Source organism: Reyranella sp., from assembly GCF_965229815.1.
Taxonomy (GTDB): Bacteria; Pseudomonadota; Alphaproteobacteria; order Reyranellales; family Reyranellaceae; genus Reyranella.
Map to the genome: position 1 here is coordinate 1,751,101 of NZ_CBDDJN010000002.1, position 17,557 is coordinate 1,768,657.

The window sequence follows — 17,557 nt, forward strand, 5'->3', positions numbered from 1 at the left end:
CGCGATGTTCACCCTCGCGCACCTGTCCGATCCGCATCTGCCGATGCCGCCGGCGCGGCCGCTCGAGCTCGTCGGCAAGCGGGCGACCGGATACTTCAACTGGTGGCGCAGCCGCGTGCGCGTGCATGTCCCCGAGGCGCTGGCCGCCATCGTGGCCGACATCGCGCGGCAGGCGCCGGACCATGTCGCGCTCACCGGCGATCTCGTGAACATCTCGCTGGGCACCGAGTTCGAGGTGGCGGCGCGCTGGCTTGCGACGCTGGGGCCGCCCGACCGCGTCACCGTCGTGCCCGGCAACCATGACGTCTATGTCGCGACCGCCTGGCCGCTGAGCCTCGGCCTGTGGGGCGCCTACATGGCGGGCGACGGCCAGCCGGCGGCGCAGGGCTTCGACACCTTCCCGATCGTGCGCCGGCGCGGACCCGGCAGCGAAGGGGTCGCCCTCCTCGGCCTGTCGAGCGGCGTTCCGAAGCCGCCGTTCTTCGCGACCGGCACGCTGGGCGAGGCCCAGCTCGCGCGCGCCGAGCGGCTGCTGGCCGAGCTCGGCGGCGAGGGGCTCTGCCGGGTCGTGCTGATCCACCATCCGCCGCTCACCACCGAGAAGCACTTCAAGCGGCTGACCGACGCCGCCGCCTTCCAGGCGATGATCCGCCGGGTCGGCTGCGAGCTGGTGCTGCACGGCCACAACCATCGCAGCGAGGTGGCGCGCATCGCCGGTCCCGACGGGCCGGTGCCGGTGATCGGCGTCACGTCCGCGTCGGCCGCGCCGGACAGTCCCTACGGCCGCGCCCGCTACCACCTGATCCGCATCGCCCGCACCGGCGCGGGCTGGCGCATCGACGTCGCCCTGCGCGCGCTCCGGCCCGACGGGGCGGGCTGCGAGCCGGACGGCAATCTCGTGTTCCACAGCGGCGGCGGCCTCGCCGCGCTGGCCGCCTGAGGGCGGCCCGGACCCTCATGAGCGCAGCCGACATCGTGGTGTCGCCGGTCACGGACAAGGCCGGCCTCAAGGCCTTCATCGAGCTGCCCAAGCGGCTCTATGCCGGGCACAAGGGCTACATCCCCCATCTCGACACCGAGCGGCGCGAGGCCTTCACGCCCGGCAAGAACCCATTGTTCGGCCATGTCGAGGTCGCCTTCTTCCTCGCCCGCCGCGCCGGCCACGTGGTCGGCCGCATCACAGCTCAGATCGATTCTGTCTCTCTCGAGCGCTACCAGGACGCCACCGGCCACTTCGGCTGCCTGGCGGCCGAGGACGATCCGGCGATCTTCGCCGCCCTGTTCGCGGCGGCCGAGGGCTGGCTGCGATCGAAGGGCATGAAGCGGGCGACCGGCCCGTTCAGCCTGTCGATCAACGAGGAGGTCGGGCTGCTGGTCTGGGGCTTCGACAGCCGTCCGGTCCTGCTGACGCCCTACGATCCGCCCTGGTCGGGCCCGCGCGTCGAGGGCTGCGGCTACGCCAAGCTGAAGGACGTCTTCTCCTACGACTACGACGTCCAGAACGCGCCCGAGACGATCGGCGCCAAGCTGATGGCGCGGGCGGGCATGGCCGGCCGGGTCAAGGTGCGCTCCGCCGACATGAAGTTGTTCGACGCCGAGGTCCGCACCCTGGTCAACATCTTCAATGACGCCTGGAGCGACAACTGGGGCTTCGTGCCCTTCACCCAGGCCGAGATCGACCACGCCTCCAAGGCCTTCGGGCCGGTGATCGTGCCCGACCTCGCGGTGTTCGTGGAGGTCGACGACGAGGCCGTGGCCTTCATCGTCGCGCTGACCAACCTCAACGAGGCGATCGCCGAGTTCAACGGCCGGCTGGGTCCGGTCAACCTGGTGAAGCTCCTGTGGCGGCTCAAGATCGCCGGCGTCGGCAGCACCCGCGTGCCGCTGATGGGGGTGAAGAAGCGGTTCCGCAACCATCCGCTGATGGGGGCGGGACTCGCCATGATGGCGATCGACACGCTGCGGGCCAACGGCAAGCGGCTGGGCAAGACCAGCGCCGAGCTGGGCTGGATCCTCGAGGACAACAAGGCCACCAACAACATCATCCGCTCGGTGGGCGGGGTGCACTACAAGACGCACCGGATCTACGAGAAGGCTTTGTGAACGCCCCGGCCGACGGCGCCGGGCCGCCGCCGGCGCGGCCGCATTCCGCCTTCGCCCCGCTCGCCAACCGCGCCTTCCTGGCGCTGTGGATCGCCAACCTCCTGTCCAACACCGGCGGCTGGATGCAGACCACGGGCGCGGCCTGGGAAATGACCAGCCTGACGGCCGAGCCGATCTTCGTCGCCCTGCTGGCGGCGTCGGGCACGCTGCCCATGTTCCTGTTCTGCTTCCTGGCCGGCATCCTGGCCGACCGCTTCGACCGCCGCCGCTACATCATCGCCTGCCAGGTCTGGATGATGGCCGTGGCCGCCACGCTGGCGGTGCTGGCCTTCCTCGGCCGGCTGGACCACTGGAGCCTGCTGGCGCTCAGCTTCTGCATGGGGCTCGGCAACGCCATGAACGCCCCGGCCTGGCACGCCATCGTGCCCGAGATCGTGTCGGGACCGATGCTGCGGCCGGCGATCGCGCTGAACAGCGCAGGCTTCAACCTCGCCCGCACCGTGGGCCCGGTGGTCGGCCAGATCCTGCTCGGGCTGGTCGGCGTCTTCCTCCTCTTCGCCATCAACGCGCTGACCTATGTCGGCGTCATCCTGGCGATGACGGGCTGGCGGCGGCCGGCCGAAGCCCATGCCGCCCAGCGCCGCGAGGGCTTCGCCGAGGCGGCCCGCTCGGGCATCGCCTTCGTGCGCGCCAACGGCGATCTCAAGGCCATCTTCGCTCGCGGCCTGTGCTTCTTCCTGCCGGGAATCGCCATCGCCACGCTGCTGCCGGTGATCGGCCGGTTCGAGCTCGGGCTGGACGAGTTCGCCTTCGGCATCCTCTACGCCGTGTTCGGAGCCGGGGCGGTCAGCGGCGCCATCCTGATGTCGACCGCCAACCGCCTGCTCGGCCCCGACCGCGCCAACATCTGGGCGATGGGAATCCACGCGGCCGTCACGCTGATCGCCGCGCTCGATCTCACACCGACTGTCGTCGGCGCCTGCGTCGCCGTCACGGGCGCCTGCTGGATCACGGTCATCGCCAACAACGGCGCGGCGGTGCAGATGATCCTGCCCAACTACATGCGGGCCCGCGGCATGGCGGTCCACCAGATGGTGTTCTTCGGCGCCATGGTCGCGGGCGCGCTGCTGTGGGGGAAGATCGCCACGCTGCTCGGCTCGCAGGCGGCGCTGATCATCTCGGCCGGCCTGCTGGTCCCGGCGACCGTGCTGGCGGCGTCGATCCGTCTGCCCGGCTCGTCGCTGCCGCGCGCCTGATCCTGTGATGGCGTGACCACAAGAGACGTAAAAATTTGCCAGTCGGGGCAGAATCTTCTTGCGATGGCGTCGATTAGTTGTAGATAGCGAATTGAAAGACGCCCACGCACGTGCCGCTGGCCCATAGTGGTTACGCAACGACGGAAAGCGTCCTTTTTGGCAGTGCCGGCGCAAGCCGGGTCCGGGAAGGAGCTTCTGAGATGGTTGCTTACCGTGCGGGGCGCGTACCCCGCTATTATGTCGATTGCCCGGTGAACCAGGACCGGGCCTTCTTGACCGCTCCTTCGCTGCTGCAGACCCGGACTCCGTCGAGTATCGGCTGACGCCGCTGCCGTCACGGCACCGCGCGTCACTTTTCGACGTCTGCAGAACCCATCCTCATTGGATTGACGGGGAACCCCCCAGCGATGACCGAGCGTATTTTTCGTTATCTCCGCGAGCAGCAGCCCGAGACGCCGTGCCTGGTGATGGATCTCGACGTGGTCGAGCACAACTTCCGGCGCATGCGTGAGCTGCTGCCGGCGGCGCACATCTTCTACGCCGTGAAGGCCAACCCGGCGGCGCAGATCCTGTCGCGCCTGTCGGGCCTGGGCTCGAAGTTCGACACCGCGAGCCGCGGCGAGATCGAGCTCGTCCAGGCGACCGGCGTCGGCATGGACCGCGTCTCCTTCGGCAACACGATCAAGAAGGAAAAGGACATCGCCTGGGCCTACCAGCAGGGCGTCCGCCTGTTCGCGTTCGACAGCGAGGCCGAGCTGCAGAAGCTCGCCCGCTCGGCGCCGGGCTCGCGCGTCTTCTGCCGCGTGCTGGTCGACTGCGGCGGCGCCGAGTGGCCGCTCAGCAAGAAGTTCGGCTGCGCGCCGGAGATGGCCAAGGACCTGCTGCGCAAGGCCAAGGAGTGGGGGCTCGACGCCTACGGCATCTCCTTCCATGTCGGCAGCCAGCAGACCGACCTCGAGCAGTGGGACCGCGCGCTGGGCCAGGTCTCGCAGATGTTCTTCGCGCTCGCCGAGGCCGGCGTCGACCTGCGGATGGTCAACATGGGCGGCGGCTTCCCGGCCCGCTACCGCGCCGAGGTCAACAGCATCGAGGCCTACTGCGAGGCGGTCGGCCGCGCGCTGGTGCGCCACTTCGGCAACCGCATGCCCGAGGTCATCATCGAGCCGGGCCGCTCCATGGTCGGCGATGCCGGCGTGATCCAGAGCGAGGTCGTGCTGGTGTCGCGCAAGGCGGCCAACGATCGCAAGCGCTGGGTCTACCTCGACATCGGCAAGTTCTCGGGCCTCGCCGAGACGATGGACGAGAGCATCAAGTACCGCGTGCGCACGGCGCGCGACGGCACGCGCGTGGGCCCCGTGGTGCTGGCCGGCCCGACCTGCGATTCGGCCGACATCCTCTACGAGAAGACCGAGTACAAGCTGCCGCTGGCGCTGAAGCCCGGCGACAAGGTCGAGATCCTGTCGACCGGCGCCTACACGACGACCTACTCGTCGGTGGCGTTCAACGGCTTCTCGCCGCTCAAGGCGATCTGCATCTAAGCCTCGTTCCACCTCAGGGACGAACCGACGGGGCCTTGAGAAAGGCCCCGTCGCCGTTTATCGACCACCTTCAACAAGGCAGGGACACGAAATGGCGAAGACCGTCGCGCGGAAGAAGTACCTCGATTTCAAGGGACGCATGGTGATGATCGGCTTCGGCTCGATCGGCCAGGGCGTGCTGCCGCTGATCCTGAAGCATATCGGCATCAAGCCGCGCCAGATCACGGTGATCGCCGAGGATGACCGCGGCGGCCTGCCCGAGACCGAGCGCTACGGCATCGAGTTCATCCAGAAGCGCCTGACCAAGGCCAACTACCGGCAGATGCTGGCCGGCCGGCTCGCCAAGGGCGACTTCCTCGTCAACCTGTCGGTCGAGGTCGCCTCGACCGCGCTGGTCGAGCTCTGCCAGGAGAAGGGCGCCTTCTACATCGACACCTGCATCGAGCCGTGGCCCGGCGGCTACACCGACCCCAGCCTGTCGGTGTCGCTGCGCTCCAACTACGCGCTGCGCGAGACGATGCTGAAGCTGAAGCCCAGGTACGCGGGCGGGCCGACGGCGGTGATCGCGCACGGCGCCAATCCCGGCCTGGTGTCGCACTTCACCAAGCAGGCGCTGCTCAACATCGCGCGCGACACCGGCGTCAAGACGGCGGTTCCGAAGACCCGCGAGGCGTGGGGGCGGCTGGCGCGCCGGCTGGGCGTGAAGGTCATCCACGTCGCCGAGCGCGACACCCAGGTCTCGCCAATCCCGAAGGAGGTCGGCGAGTTCGTCAACACCTGGTCGATCGACGGCTTCGTCTCCGAAGGCAGCCAGCCGGCCGAGATGGGCTGGGGCACGCACGAGAAGGCGCTGCCACCCGACGGCGCGCGCCACAAGTTCGGCTGCGGCGCGGCGATCTACCTGAACCGGCCCGGCCTGCTCACGCGCGTGCGCACCTGGACGCCGCTCGAGGGGCCGTTCCACGGCTTCATCATCACCCACAACGAGTCGATCTCGATGGCCGACTACTTCACCCTGCGCGACGGCGCCAAGGTGCTGTACCGGCCGACCGTGCACTATGCCTACCATCCGTGCGACCAGGCGATCATGTCGATGCACGAGTGCGCGGGGAAGAACCTCCGCCAGCAGAAGCGCCAGCGCCTGATCGTCGACGAGATCGTCTCGGGCCGCGACGAGCTCGGCGTGCTGCTGATGGGCCACAAGAAGGGCGCCTACTGGTACGGCTCGCAGCTCGACATCAAGGAGACGCGCAAGCTTGCGCCCTACAACAACGCGACCTCGATCCAGGTCTGCGCGCCCGTCCTGTCGGGCATCATCTGGGCGCTGGAGAATCCCGATCGCGGCGTCGTCGAGGCCGACGAGATGGACTTCGCCCGCAACCTCGAGATCTGCATGCCCTATCTCGGGCCGGTGGTCGGCAAGTACAGTGACTGGACGCCGCTCAAGGACCGCGGCGGGCTGTTCCCCGAGAAGCTCGACACGCGCGATCCCTGGCAGTTCCAGAACTTCCGCGTGAACTGACGACGATGCCGGCGGCGGTCCTTTCCGTGGGAAGGACCGCCGCTCGCGCGCCTACTTGCCCGACAGGTCGATGAACGACGGCTTCTGGTCGAACGGGATCAGCTTCACGTCCTTCGCCGAGAAGTCGAGCTTCGACAGGTCGAGATAGCGCGGCGTGGGATTGGCATAGTCCCAGATCGCGTAGGTGCCGGCCTTCATGTCGGCGACGGCCGACCATTCGGTGGTCTCGAAGCCGGCCACGCCGCCGCCGGTCGAGCCGCCGGCCTCGGTGGTGATGGCGCCGGGCGGGATGTCGAAGTTGTTCAGGATGTGGCGCGCCGCGTCCATCGCCGCGCCGCCGGTCGGCAGGTCGGGCAGGTTCTGCACGAACATGAAGGCGCGCACGAAGCGCGAGGGCGACAGGAAGTCGCCTGGCATGCCGTGCAGGCCCGCGCCCGTGCTGGGCGCGGCGATCGTGAGGCCGCCCGCCTTGCGCGGCGGCGGCTCCTTGGACGACAGGTTGCCGTAGAGGCCGAGGTTGGCGAGGTGCCAGGGGAACTGCGGCGCGTTGGTCATCACGCCGATCGGGTTGTCGTACATGTGGAGCTGGCCGCCGACATACTCGACCACCAGGCTGTTGCCGTCGCGGTCATGCAGCGTGACGTGCAGCGGCACCGGCGCCTTGAACACGGCCTGCGGCGCGTTGCTGACCTTGATCTTGGGCAGCGCGTTCCTGACCTCGGCCACGGTCGCGAAGTTGGTCAGCATCCAGGTCAGCATCTCGAACGAGGCGATGGAGTTGCGTGCCTCGGATGCCGGGACGTCCTGGTACCTGGCGAGGTTGGGCAGGTAGAGCATGCCGCCCGTCAGGCCCTTCTCGTTCATGCCGTCGACGAGGATGTTCATGCCGAGCGCCGAGGCGCCGGTCGCGCCGAACTTGGTCTTCCACTTCAGGCCGCCGCCGGCGGCGCCGTCCGGACCGTAGGCCGTGTAGTCGTAGTCGCGCGGCATCACGATGAGCTGCGACTGCATCGGCAGGCCGAACTCGAGCGTGCGGCCATAGACGATCGAGCCGTCCTTGGCCTTGATGATGAAGGAGGTGCAGGCCTGGCTGGCGACGGGCGCCACGGCGAGTGACAGCGCGGTGACGGTGGCGAGCGCCGTGCGGGCGATCCTGCCGAACTTCCTCATGCATCCTCCTTTTCTCTCGCTGTCGTACAGCGCGGCCAAGATGGGCGAAACGGTCGGCACTTTCAAACCGCGAGGGAACGTGGAACGATCCTGATGCGCACGAGCGCAGCGAAAGAGGGCACGACGTGCAGGCACCACGAATCCTGAAGCGCCGCGGACTGCTGCGCGTGTCGCTCGCCGGCGCCGTCGTCGCAGGCTGTGCTCCGCGCCACGAGGCGGCCGCGCCGCTGGTCCCCGTCCGCGCCGAGATCGACCGCATCATCGACATCTCGGTCTGCGTGCGTCCGTTCCGTCCCGCCGGGCCGCGCGTCGAGACCGAGCGGCTGGGCGACACGCTGGTCGTGCACAATTACGGGCACGGCGGCAGCGGCTGGTCGCTGTCCTGGGGCTCGAGCGCGCGGGCGGTGCGGATGGCGATGGAGCCCGGCGCGCGCGAGGTCGCGGTGATCGGCTGCGGCATCCTCGGCCTCACCTCGGCGCGCCTCGCGCAGGAGGCGGGTGCGCGCGTGACGATCTACGCCCGCGAGCAGCTGCCGCTCACGACCTCGGCGCGGGCGACCGGCGAATGGACGCCCGATTCGCGGATCGCGCTCGCCTCGGCGGCCGCGCCCGGCTTCCCTTCGGTGTGGGAGGAGATGGCGCGCACCGCCTTCAGGACGCATCGCGGCTATCTCGGCCGGCCGGGCCAGCCGGTGGAGTGGGTCGACCAGTATGCGATCACCGACGATCCGCCGCCGCCGCCGCGCCGGCCGGGCCCGCGCCCCGACGGGATGCGCGTCGATTTCGCCAACTACGGCAACCTGATCGCCGACCTGACGCCGGAATGGCGGCGTCTGCCGCCCGGCGCCACGCCGTTCGCGAACGCCACGGTCGCCCGCAGCGCGATCATGATCTTCAACATCCCGGACTACGGCCGCACGCTGATGAGCGACTTCCTCGCCGCCGGCGGCCGGTATCTCCCGGCCGACTTCAGGACACCGGCCGAGATCGCGGCGCTCGGGCAGAAGGTCGTGATCAACTGCACCGGCTACGGCGCGCGCGACCTGTGGGGCGACACGACGCTGGTCCCCGTGCGCGGCCAGATCGCGCGCCTGATCCCGCAGCCGGAGGTGCGCTACGGGCTCGTCTACCGCCATGTGCTGACGGTGCCACGCCGCGACGGCATCGTCGTGCAGTCGTTCGTCGGCGGCGAGGCCGCCGGCTACGGCGATTCCAGCGAGGTGCCGGATCGTGCCCAGACGGAGGAGGCGGTGAGGGTGCTGGCCGGCCTGTTCTCGCCGTCGCACTGGGTGAGCTGAGCCGGCCGGCCGGCGCCCGTCACGAGGCCGGCGCGGCCTCGCCGGGCGCGCTCCGCACGACGCAGCGGAAGCCGACATGGCTGGTCGTCGTGTCGATCTGCTCGGCGTGGCGGGCCGCCGGCCGGTAGCGCTTGCAGTAGCTCGGTGCGCAGAGATGCGAGCCGCCCTTGAGCACCTTGCGCGGGATCTGCAGCCGGTCGCGCCGGTCGTGGCTCTGCTCCATCGGGCCGCCGCGCGGATTCTCCGGCACGCAGCAGGCCTTGCCGGCATCGGCGGGATGGCGGCTGGAGAACCAGTCTACCGTCCATTCCCAGACATTGCCGATCATGTCGTGGACGCCGTAGCCGTTGGCGGGAAAGGTGCGAACGGGGGAGGTCCGCGCCCAGCCGTCGGCGCGCGAGTTCTCGTGCGGGAAGGCGCCCTGCCAGGTGTTGGCCATGTGCTTGCCGCCGGGCGTCAGCTCGTCGCCCCAGGCGAACTCCGCGCCGTCGAGCCCGCCGCGCGCGGCGAACTCCCATTCTGCCTCGGTCGGCAGCGTCTTGCCCGCCCACCGCGCGTAGGCCTCGGCGTCGCGAAAGGCGATCTGCACCACCGGGTGGTCGTCGAGGCCGCCGATATGGCTGCCCTTGCCGTAGGGCCGCCGCCAGCAGGCGCCGAAGGTGAAGCGCCACCACTGGCTCCAGTCCTCGAGCGAGACGGGCTTCGACGGCGGCGTGAACACGAGGCCGCCCGCCTTCAGCATGTTGGGGCGGGCGCCCGGATAGTCCTTGGGATCGGGCGGGATCTCGGCCCAGGTCACATGGCCGGTCGCCTCGACGAACCGGCGGAACTGGGCGTTGGTGACGGGCGTGGCGTCGATCCAGAATCCGTCGACCGTGACCGAATGGGCCGGCGCCTCCTCGGGATAGTGGTCGTCCGACCCCATGCGGAAAGTGCCGCCGGGGATGCGGATCATGGTCTCGGTGACGCTCATGTCTCGTCCGGACGGGTCCTGGGCTGGCGCCAGCCTAGCCGAGCGGCGCATGCGCTTCCACGGCCGGAGCGATACGGTTTGTGCATCGCGGCATACGCTCCCGCCGGTGCGGCGGCGGTCCTCAGAGGAAGAAGATCACCGTGATCAGCACGAACAGCGGCAGCAGGATGATGCTGGACCAGACCATGTAGCCGAAGAAGCTCGGCATTCGGATGCCGCTTTCCTCGACCACGGCCTTGACCATGAAGTTGGGCGCGTTGCCGATGTAGGAGTTGGCGCCCATGAACACCGCGCCGCAGGAGATGGCGGCCAGCGTGCTGGCCAGCGCGGTCATCAGGGTCGGGGCGTCGCCGCCGGCCAGGTTGAAGAACACGAGGTAGGTCGGCGCATTGTCCAGGAAGCTCGACAGGATGCCGGTCAGCCAGAAGTACCAGATGTCGTTGGGCTGGCCGCCCGAATCGGTCACGAGGGCGACCAGCGGCTCCAGCACGCCCTCGCGGCCGGCCTTCAGGATGGCGATGGCGGGCGCAATGGTGATGAAGATGCCGGCGAACAGCTTGGCGACCTCGGCCATCGGGGCCCAGCTGAAGCCGTTCTCCGTGCGCAGGGTGCGCGGCGTGATGGCCAGCGACACGCCGCAGATCGCGATCAGCGCCAGGTCGCGCAGAACGTTCTGAAGCTCGAGCGTCACGTGGTAGACGTCGAAGTGGATGCCCGGCTTCCAGGTGCCGCTCATCAGCACCGCGCCGACCACGGCGGCCAGCAGGATGATGTTCACGCCGCCCTCGATGCGCACTGGCGATTCCGGCGTCGGGTCACGCTTCATGTGCCCTTCCTTGCGGTACCAGTAGCTGTCGAGCAGGAAGAACAGCACCAGCAGGACGATGACGCAGACCAGCATCTCCGTGAACAGGTGCGAGGTGGTCCAGAAGAAGTCGACGCCCTTGAGGAAGCCCAGGAACAGCGGCGGATCGCCGAGCGGCGTCAGCGCGCCGCCGATGTTCGACACCAGGAAGATGAAGAACACGAACACGTGGATCTTGTGCCGCCGGTCGTCGTTGGCGCGGATCACGGTGCGGATCAGCAGCATCGAGGCGCCCGTCGTGCCCATCCAGCCGGCCAGCACCGTGCCGATGGCCAGCAGGGCGGTGTTCATCGACGGCGAGCCGTGCAGGTTGCCCTTGATGTGGATGCCGCCCGTCACGGTGAACAGCGCCAGCAGCAGCACGATGAAGGGGATGTAATCGAGCAGCAGCAGATGGATGATCTCGTAGACGGCGGTCGGCACGCCATGCAGCAGCGCGAAGGGCACGATCACCAGCGCCGCCCACGCCGCCGACACCTTGCCGAAATGGTGATGCCAGAAGCTCGGGGCGGTGAGCGGCATCACGGCGATCGACAGCAGGATGCCGGCGAAGGGCAGCACCCACAGAAGGTTGAGCTTGCGCCCGTCGATCGCCGGCGCATCGGGCGATGCGGCGAGCGCCGGGACGGAGGTGACGAAGAGGACGAGCGCCGCGGCGGCGAGGATCGATCGATATCGCATTCTGTCAGGCAAGGTACGTGGCCGAGACGCCGCCGTCGACCGTGAGTGTATGGCCGTTGACGTAGGAGGCCGCCGGCGAGGCGAGGAAAAGCGCGGCGCCGGCGATCTCGTGCGGCTCGGCCCAGCGCTTGGCCGGGCAGCGCAGGCGCTGCCGCTCGCCGGCCGGGGAGGCCTTGAGCGCGGCATTGGTCTCGGTGGCGAAGAAGCCCGGCGACAGGATGTTCGAGGTCACGCCGCTGCTGCCGAGCTCGGCCGCCAGCGCGCGGCCGAGCGCCGACAGGCCGCCCTTTGCGGCGGTGTAGGACGAGGCGCCGGGCGTCGCGAGTTCGGCGACGATCGAGCTCACCAGGATCAGGCGGCCCCAGCCGCGCTCGACCATGGCGGGCACGACGAGCTTGACCAGCGCGTGGGCGGCGACGAGGTCGACGTCGACCAGCCGGGCGAAGGCCTCGGGCTCGATCTCGGCGAACGGGCGCCGGTCGCGCTCGCCGACATTGTGGACCAGGATGTCGACCGGCCCCGCCAGGCGCATCGCGTCCCGCATGGCGGCCCGATCGGCCATGTCGAAGACGGCCGGGTCGGCCGCGAAGCCCGCGTCGCGCAGCGCCGCGAGGCGCGGCTCGAGCCGGTCGAGCGCGCGCCCGTGCAGCAGCATGCGGGCGCCAGCCTCGGCCAGCGCGCGGGCGATCTCCCATCCCAGCCCGCGCGCCGACCCGGTCACGAGCGCGGTGCGGCCGTCGAGCCGGAACAGATCGGGGAAAATCGACACGGGGCGGGTCCTTCGTTTATTCCTCCTGCCCGAATAGCGTCGCGGGGGGAAATGCTGCAACTGCCCAAGGTCATCGGTCATCGCGGCGCCGCGGCCTATGCGCCGGAGAACACCCTGGAGTCCTTTCGCGAGGCGAAGCGGCGCGGCGCGACCTGGGTCGAGACCGACGTCAAGCTGACAGCCGACGGCGTGCCCATCCTGATGCACGACGAGTCGCTCAAGCGGACCACCGGCCTGGACCGGCTGGTGGCGCAGACCCCGCGCGCCGAGCTGCCGGCGATCGTGCCGACCTTCGAGGAGGCGATCGCCTGCTGGGCCGGGCTGGGGCTGGGCTGCAACGTCGAGATCAAGCCCTGTCCCGGGCGCGAGGAGGAGACCGCGGTGGCCGCGGTCGAGACCATCCGGCGCTGCTGGCCGGCCAGCCTGCCCATCCCGCTTCTGTCCAGCTTCAAGGATCCGTCGCTGGCGGCCGCCCATCGCGCCGCGCCGGAGCTGCCGCGGGCGCTGCTGATCGATGCGCACGGCGACACCTGGGAGGCGCGGGCCCGGGCGGTGGCGGCGGTCGGGATCAACACCAACGGCAAGCGGCTGACCGCGCCCTGGGCGGTCGACATCAAGCAGGCCGGGTTTCTGCTCAGCGTCTATACGATCGACGATCCGGCGGTCGCCCGCACCCTGGTCGCGATGGGCGCCGACTGCGTCATTACCGACGCTCCGGACGTCGTCCTGGCCGCCCTTTCCTGAGGTTTCGGGGCGCTCTTTACACAGGCGTGGCGGACTGTCATGAGGCTGTAACAAAAGAGACACATCGCAGTCTTGAGGCCCGCCGATACATCGGCAGGGGATTAACCGGGAGGTTTTTCATGACACGGATTCTATTGTCTTCCGTCGCGGCCGCGGCGGCGCTGGCCAGTGCGCCGGCGGCCTGGGCCCAGACCGAGATCCAGTGGTGGCACGCCATGGGCGGCAACCTGGGCGAAACGGTCAACCAGCTGGCCGAGGGCTTCAACAAGTCGCAAAGCGAATACAAGGTGGTGCCGGTCTACAAGGGCTCCTACACGGAGACCCTGACGGCCGCGATCGCCGCCTTCCGCGCCAAGCAGGCGCCGCACATCGTGCAGGTCTTCGAGGTCGGCACGGCCAACATGATGGCCGCCAAGGGCGCCGTCTACCCGGTCTACGAGCTGATGGCCGATGCCAAGGAGCCGTTCGATCCCAAGGCCTATATCGGCCCGGTCTACGGCTACTACTCGACGACCGACGGCAAGCTCCTGTCGATGCCGTTCAACTCCTCGACCCCGGTCCTCTACTGGAACAAGGATCTGCTGAAGAAGGCGGGTCTCGATCCGAACAAGCCGCCGCAGACCTGGCCGGAGCTGGGCGAGATGGCCAAGAAGGCGATCGACGCCGGCGCCAAGTGCGGGTTCACGCCGCAGTGGCAGACCTGGACGATGATCGAAAACTACGGCGCCTGGCACAACCTGCCCTACGCGACCAAGGCGAACGGCTTCGGCGGCACCGACATCGAGCTGAAGTTCAACGACCCGGCCCGCGTGAAGTTCATCCAGATGCTGGCGGACTGGAGCAAGGACAAGCGCTTCGTCTACGGCGGCCGCGAGGGCAAGTCGACGGCCCTGTTCACCGCCGGCGACTGCGTGTTCCACATCGCCTCGTCCGGCAGCGCCGCCGGCATCGACAAGGCGCTGGGCCAGGAGAATGTCGGCATCGCCATGATGCCCTATTCGCCCGACGTCATCGCCAAGCCGCAGAACTCGATCATCGGCGGCGCCACGCTGTGGGTACTGAAGGGCAAGCCGGCCGCCGAGTACAAGGGCGTCGCCAAGTTCCTGAGCTACCTGTCGACGACGCCGGTGCAGGCCAAGTGGCACCAGGAGACCGGCTACGTGCCGATCACCACGGCCGCGGCCGAAGCCACCGAGAAGGCCGGCTTCTACAAGAAGTTCCCGGGCCGCGACATCGCGGTCAAGGAGCTGACGCTGAACCCGCCGACCGAGAACTCGAAGGGCCTGCGAATCGGCAACTTCGTGCAGATCCGCGACGTGGTCGACGAGGAGCTGGAGTCGGTGTGGTCCGGCAAGAAGGACGCCAAGACGGCGCTCGACGAAGCGGTCAAGCGCGGCAACGAGCTGCTGCGCAAGTTCGAAGCCGCCAACAAGTAGGCGTGGTTGTTCGCGATTGCTTCAAGCGCGAGTCACGCCACCTCATGTTCCTCTCCCCCGCGAGGGGGAGAGGCCAGGTGAGGGGGCGCGACGTGCCGTCCCCCCTGACCCAACCTCTCCCCCCAGAGGGGGAGAGGAGCCTGCATGAGCGGGTGCGCGGCGGGCAAAGCGTCGCCTGATGGAAAAGCGCGTCATCTTCAACGAGCGCTGGCTGCCGTATCTCCTGGTGGCGCCTCAGCTGATCATCACGCTCGTCTTCTTCTTCTGGCCCTCGGGCCAGGCGGTCTGGCAGTCGCTGCTGCTGGAGGACGCGTTCGGCGGCAACACCAAGTTCGTCTGGTTCCACAATTTCGAGAATCTTCTCTCGGACCCCCACTACTATGCCTCGGCGCGGCTGACCCTGGTGTTCAGCGCCCTGGTGGCCTCCATCGGGCTCGCGGTGTCGCTGCTGCTGGCGGTGATGGCCGACCGGGTGATCCGCGGTGCCTCCCTCTACAAGACGATCCTGGTATGGCCCTATGCCGTGGCGCCGGCCGTGGTCGGCGTGCTGTGGGGCTTCCTGTTCAATCCGTCGGTCGGCGTCGTGGCCTGGGCGCTGAGCGCCGTCGGCATCGAGTTCAACTACGTGATCAACGGCAACCAGGCCCTGCTGCTGATCGTGGTCGCCGCCGTGTGGAACCAGATCAGCTACAATTTCCTGTTCTTCCTGGCCGGCCTGCAGTCGATCCCCAAGTCGCTGATCGAGGCTGCCGCCATCGACGGCGCGGGGCCGGGCAAGCGGTTCTGGGACATCGCCTTTCCGCTGCTGTCGCCGACCGGCTTCTTCCTGCTGGTCATCAACATCATCTACGCCTTCTTCGGGACGTTCGGCATCGTGGGCTCGCTGACACAGGGCGGCCCGGGGCAGGCGACCAACATCCTGGTCTGGAAGGTCTACAATGACGGTTTCCGCGGCCAGGACCTCGGCGCCTCCTCGGCGCAGTCGGTGATCCTGATGGCCGTCGTCATCGCGCTCACCTTCGTGCAGTTCCGCTTCATCGAGCGGCGGGTCCACTACTGATGGTCGAGAACCGGCCCTTCGTGACCTTCCTCAGCCACCTGGTGCTGATCGTCGGCCTGATCGTCATCGCTTTCCCGGTGTGGATGACCTTCGTCGCCTCGACCCACGACCAGGACACGATGCTGCGATCGCCCGTGCCGATCTGGCCCGGCCCGTATCTGCTCGAGAACTACTGGACGGTGCTCGTCGAGGGCTACAAGAGCCGGCCCGGCACGGTGCCGCTCTACGTCACGCTGACCAACAGCATGGTCATGGCGCTGGGCGTGGCGATCGGCAAGATCCTGATCTCGATCATCTCCGCCTTCGCGATCGTCTACTTCCGGTTCCCCTTCCGGATGGCCTTCTTCTGGGCGATCTTCATCACCCTGATGCTGCCGGTCGAGGTGCGCATCGTGCCCACCTATGGCGTCGTGGCGCGCCTCGACATGCTCGATTCCTACTCGGGCCTGATCATCCCGCTGATCGCCTCGGCGACGGCGACCTTCCTGTTCCGCCAGTTCTTCCTGAGCGTGCCCGACGAGCTCACCGAGGCGGCGCGGGTCGACGGCGCCTCGCCGATGCGCTTCTTCTGGGACATCCTGCTGCCGATGAGCCGCACCTCGATCGCGGCGCTGTTCGTGATCCAGTTCATCTACGGCTGGAACCAGTACCTGTGGCCGCTGCTGATCACGACCAAGGAGAGCTTCTATACGGTGGTCATGGGCGTCTCGCGCCAGGCCAACGTCGTTGATGCCGTGCCGAGCTGGAACCTCCTGATGGCGATGGCGATGCTCGCCATGCTGCCGCCGGTCCTCGTCGTGGTGTTCATGCAGCGCCAGTTCGTGCGCGGCCTCGTCGAGACGGAGAAGTAGGACCATGGCGCAAGTGCACCTGCGCGGCGTGAAGAAGACCTACGACAACAAGGTCGAGGTCATCCACGGCATCGACATGGAGATCGGCGACGGCGAGTTCATCGTGATCGTCGGCCCGTCCGGCTGCGGCAAGTCCACGCTGCTGCGCATGGTCGCCGGCCTCGAGCGCATCACCGGCGGCGAGGTGGCGATCGGCGACAGGGTGGTCAACGAGCTGGAACCCAAGGACCGCGACATCGCCATGGTGTTCCAGAACTACGCGCTCTACCCGCATATGAGCGTGTACGAGAACATGGCCTATGGCCTGAAGATCCGCGGCATGAAGAAGGCCGAGATCGACAGCCGCGTCCAGAAGGCGGCCAAGATCCTCGAGCTCGGCACCTTCCTGCAGCGCCGGCCGCGCCAGCTCTCCGGCGGCCAGCGCCAGCGCGTCGCCATGGGACGCGCCATCGTGCGCGAGCCCGCCGTGTTCCTGTTCGACGAGCCGCTCTCCAACCTCGACGCCAAGCTGCGCGTGCAGATGCGCCTGGAGATCAAGCGCCTGCAGCGCGAGCTCGGCGTCACCTCGATCTACGTCACCCACGACCAGGTCGAGGCCATGACGCTGGCCGACCGGCTGATCGTCATGAATGCCGGCGTCGCCGACCAGATCGGCACGCCCATGGAAGTCTACGATCGGCCGGCCTCGGTGTTCGTGGCAGGCTTCATCGGATCGCCGGCCATGAACTTCCTGGCGGCGAAGGTCGGCCCCGACCGGCGGTCCGTCGAGCTGGTCGGCGTGGGCGACCTCAAGCTGACGCTCGGCGCCGCGACGTCGGCCGCGGCCGGCCAGCCCGTCGCGCTCGGCATCCGGCCCGAGCATCTGCACCCCGCCGACGACGGCCCGATGCAGTTCGAGGTCGAGCTCGCCGAGCCGCTCGGTGCCGACACGCTGCTGCATGGCCGCTTCGGGACGGCCAATGAGATCGTGACCGTTCGACAGAACGGGCATGTCGTCGCGCATCCGGGCGAGAGGCGTCATTTCAAGGCAGAGCCCGGTCATCTTCATCTCTTCGATTCGGACTCCGGCAAGCGACTTCCCGACGCGTGACGCGTCGCGCTTGCCGTTGATGCGACTCATGTGTTCTGGTCTGTCACCCGAGAGCAGTCATCTGCGTTGATCGGCCACCGAGCGACGTCGTCGTTCAGTGGACAAGTCCGGGGATGCTCTCATCCCTGCGCCATAATGTTGCCGCATGCGCACGCAACCTCGAACGGACCGGGGAGTTACGGATGGATGCTGACGATACTC

15 protein-coding genes are annotated in these 17,557 nt (G+C 68.4%); 11 read left to right on the plus strand and 4 right to left on the minus strand.

Annotated features, from left to right (window positions below):
- Window positions 1-4: 4 nt before the first annotated feature.
- The 5 genes from ACO073_RS08865 to ACO073_RS08885 all read left to right on the plus strand — a co-directional run bounded on the left by ACO073_RS08865 (window position 5) and on the right by ACO073_RS08885 (window position 6,419).
- Window positions 5-940: a metallophosphoesterase family protein gene (locus ACO073_RS08865; protein WP_421996827.1), complete on the plus strand. Its 936-nt coding sequence runs from the start codon at window positions 5-7 to the stop codon at window positions 938-940.
- Window positions 941-957: 17 nt separating this feature from the next.
- Window positions 958-2,103: a dATP pyrophosphohydrolase gene (locus ACO073_RS08870; RefSeq protein WP_421996828.1), complete on the plus strand. Its 1,146-nt coding sequence runs from the start codon at window positions 958-960 to the stop codon at window positions 2,101-2,103.
- The gene (locus ACO073_RS08875; RefSeq protein WP_421996829.1) at window positions 2,100-3,359 is read left to right on the plus strand and encodes an MFS transporter; all 1,260 of its coding nucleotides are present in this window, start codon (window positions 2,100-2,102) and stop codon (window positions 3,357-3,359) included. The genes ACO073_RS08870 and ACO073_RS08875 overlap by 4 nt, the downstream gene beginning before the upstream one ends.
- Window positions 3,360-3,766: 407 nt before the next feature.
- Window positions 3,767-4,897 carry a type III PLP-dependent enzyme gene (locus ACO073_RS08880; protein WP_421996830.1) on the plus strand — a complete coding sequence of 377 codons (1,131 nt, stop codon included), beginning with the start codon at window positions 3,767-3,769 and terminating at the stop codon, window positions 4,895-4,897.
- A gap of 91 nt (window positions 4,898-4,988) precedes the next feature.
- Entirely contained in the window at window positions 4,989-6,419 is a 1,431-nt protein-coding gene (locus ACO073_RS08885; protein ID WP_421996831.1) for a homospermidine synthase, read from the plus strand.
- Between the two features lie 51 nt (window positions 6,420-6,470).
- Here ACO073_RS08885 and ACO073_RS08890 read toward each other — a convergent pair whose 3' ends face one another.
- A complete protein-coding gene (locus ACO073_RS08890) occupies window positions 6,471-7,589 on the minus strand; it encodes a linear amide C-N hydrolase (RefSeq protein ID WP_421996832.1) in 1,119 nt (372 codons plus the stop codon).
- Window positions 7,590-7,714: 125 nt separating this feature from the next.
- Between ACO073_RS08890 and ACO073_RS08895 the strand changes: the two genes are divergently transcribed.
- On the plus strand, window positions 7,715-8,887 hold the full coding sequence (locus ACO073_RS08895; RefSeq protein ID WP_421996833.1) for an FAD-dependent oxidoreductase: 1,173 nt from the start codon (window positions 7,715-7,717) through the stop codon (window positions 8,885-8,887).
- 19 nt (window positions 8,888-8,906) lie between these two features.
- Here the strand turns inward: ACO073_RS08895 and ACO073_RS08900 are convergent, their stop codons facing one another.
- From ACO073_RS08900 to ACO073_RS08910, 3 genes are all read right to left on the minus strand, one after another.
- The gene (locus tag ACO073_RS08900; protein ID WP_421996834.1) at window positions 8,907-9,860 is read right to left on the minus strand and encodes a formylglycine-generating enzyme family protein; all 954 of its coding nucleotides are present in this window, start codon (window positions 9,858-9,860) and stop codon (window positions 8,907-8,909) included.
- Between the two features lie 121 nt (window positions 9,861-9,981).
- Window positions 9,982-11,406 carry a sodium:proton antiporter gene (locus ACO073_RS08905; protein WP_421996835.1) on the minus strand — a complete coding sequence of 475 codons (1,425 nt, stop codon included), beginning with the start codon at window positions 11,404-11,406 and terminating at the stop codon, window positions 9,982-9,984.
- 4 nt (window positions 11,407-11,410) lie between these two features.
- Entirely contained in the window at window positions 11,411-12,175 is a 765-nt protein-coding gene (locus tag ACO073_RS08910; RefSeq protein WP_421996836.1) for an SDR family oxidoreductase, read from the minus strand.
- 51 nt (window positions 12,176-12,226) lie between these two features.
- On the opposite strand from ACO073_RS08910, the gene ACO073_RS08915 reads away from it, so the two are divergent.
- From ACO073_RS08915 to ACO073_RS08935, 5 genes are all read left to right on the plus strand, one after another.
- Window positions 12,227-12,919 carry a glycerophosphodiester phosphodiesterase gene (locus ACO073_RS08915; protein WP_421996837.1) on the plus strand — a complete coding sequence of 231 codons (693 nt, stop codon included), beginning with the start codon at window positions 12,227-12,229 and terminating at the stop codon, window positions 12,917-12,919.
- 119 nt (window positions 12,920-13,038) lie between these two features.
- Window positions 13,039-14,355 (plus strand): sn-glycerol-3-phosphate ABC transporter substrate-binding protein UgpB, encoded by a 1,317-nt coding sequence (gene ugpB / locus ACO073_RS08920; RefSeq protein ID WP_421996839.1) that lies wholly within the window; start codon window positions 13,039-13,041, stop codon window positions 14,353-14,355.
- Between the two features lie 178 nt (window positions 14,356-14,533).
- The gene (ugpA, locus tag ACO073_RS08925; protein WP_421996840.1) at window positions 14,534-15,415 is read left to right on the plus strand and encodes a sn-glycerol-3-phosphate ABC transporter permease UgpA; all 882 of its coding nucleotides are present in this window, start codon (window positions 14,534-14,536) and stop codon (window positions 15,413-15,415) included.
- Window positions 15,415-16,266 carry a sn-glycerol-3-phosphate ABC transporter permease UgpE gene (gene ugpE / locus ACO073_RS08930; protein ID WP_421996841.1) on the plus strand — a complete coding sequence of 284 codons (852 nt, stop codon included), beginning with the start codon at window positions 15,415-15,417 and terminating at the stop codon, window positions 16,264-16,266. Before ugpA ends, ugpE begins: the two co-directional genes overlap by 1 nt.
- Before the next feature lie 4 nt (window positions 16,267-16,270).
- Window positions 16,271-17,356 carry a sn-glycerol-3-phosphate import ATP-binding protein UgpC gene (locus ACO073_RS08935; RefSeq protein ID WP_421996842.1) on the plus strand — a complete coding sequence of 362 codons (1,086 nt, stop codon included), beginning with the start codon at window positions 16,271-16,273 and terminating at the stop codon, window positions 17,354-17,356.
- The last annotated feature ends 201 nt before the right edge of the window (window positions 17,357-17,557 follow it).

Excerpts from the sequence above, each read along its gene's own strand:
- ACO073_RS08865 (WP_421996827.1), top strand. The coding sequence starts at position 5 with ATGTTCACCCTCGCGCACCTGTCCGATCCGCATCTGCCGATGCCGCCG.
- ACO073_RS08870 (WP_421996828.1), top strand. The coding sequence starts at position 958 with ATGAGCGCAGCCGACATCGTGGTGTCGCCGGTCACGGACAAGGCCGGC.
- ACO073_RS08880 (WP_421996830.1), top strand. The coding sequence starts at position 3,767 with ATGACCGAGCGTATTTTTCGTTATCTCCGCGAGCAGCAGCCCGAGACG.
- ACO073_RS08885 (WP_421996831.1), top strand. The coding sequence starts at position 4,989 with ATGGCGAAGACCGTCGCGCGGAAGAAGTACCTCGATTTCAAGGGACGC.
- ACO073_RS08890 (WP_421996832.1), bottom strand. The coding sequence starts at position 7,589 with ATGAGGAAGTTCGGCAGGATCGCCCGCACGGCGCTCGCCACCGTCACC.
- ACO073_RS08900 (WP_421996834.1), bottom strand. The coding sequence starts at position 9,860 with ATGAGCGTCACCGAGACCATGATCCGCATCCCCGGCGGCACTTTCCGC.
- ACO073_RS08905 (WP_421996835.1), bottom strand. The coding sequence starts at position 11,406 with ATGCGATATCGATCGATCCTCGCCGCCGCGGCGCTCGTCCTCTTCGTC.
- ACO073_RS08915 (WP_421996837.1), top strand. The coding sequence starts at position 12,227 with ATGCTGCAACTGCCCAAGGTCATCGGTCATCGCGGCGCCGCGGCCTAT.
- ugpB (WP_421996839.1), top strand. The coding sequence starts at position 13,039 with ATGACACGGATTCTATTGTCTTCCGTCGCGGCCGCGGCGGCGCTGGCC.
- ugpA (WP_421996840.1), top strand. The coding sequence starts at position 14,534 with ATGGAAAAGCGCGTCATCTTCAACGAGCGCTGGCTGCCGTATCTCCTG.
- ugpE (WP_421996841.1), top strand. The coding sequence starts at position 15,415 with ATGGTCGAGAACCGGCCCTTCGTGACCTTCCTCAGCCACCTGGTGCTG.
- ACO073_RS08935 (WP_421996842.1), top strand. The coding sequence starts at position 16,271 with ATGGCGCAAGTGCACCTGCGCGGCGTGAAGAAGACCTACGACAACAAG.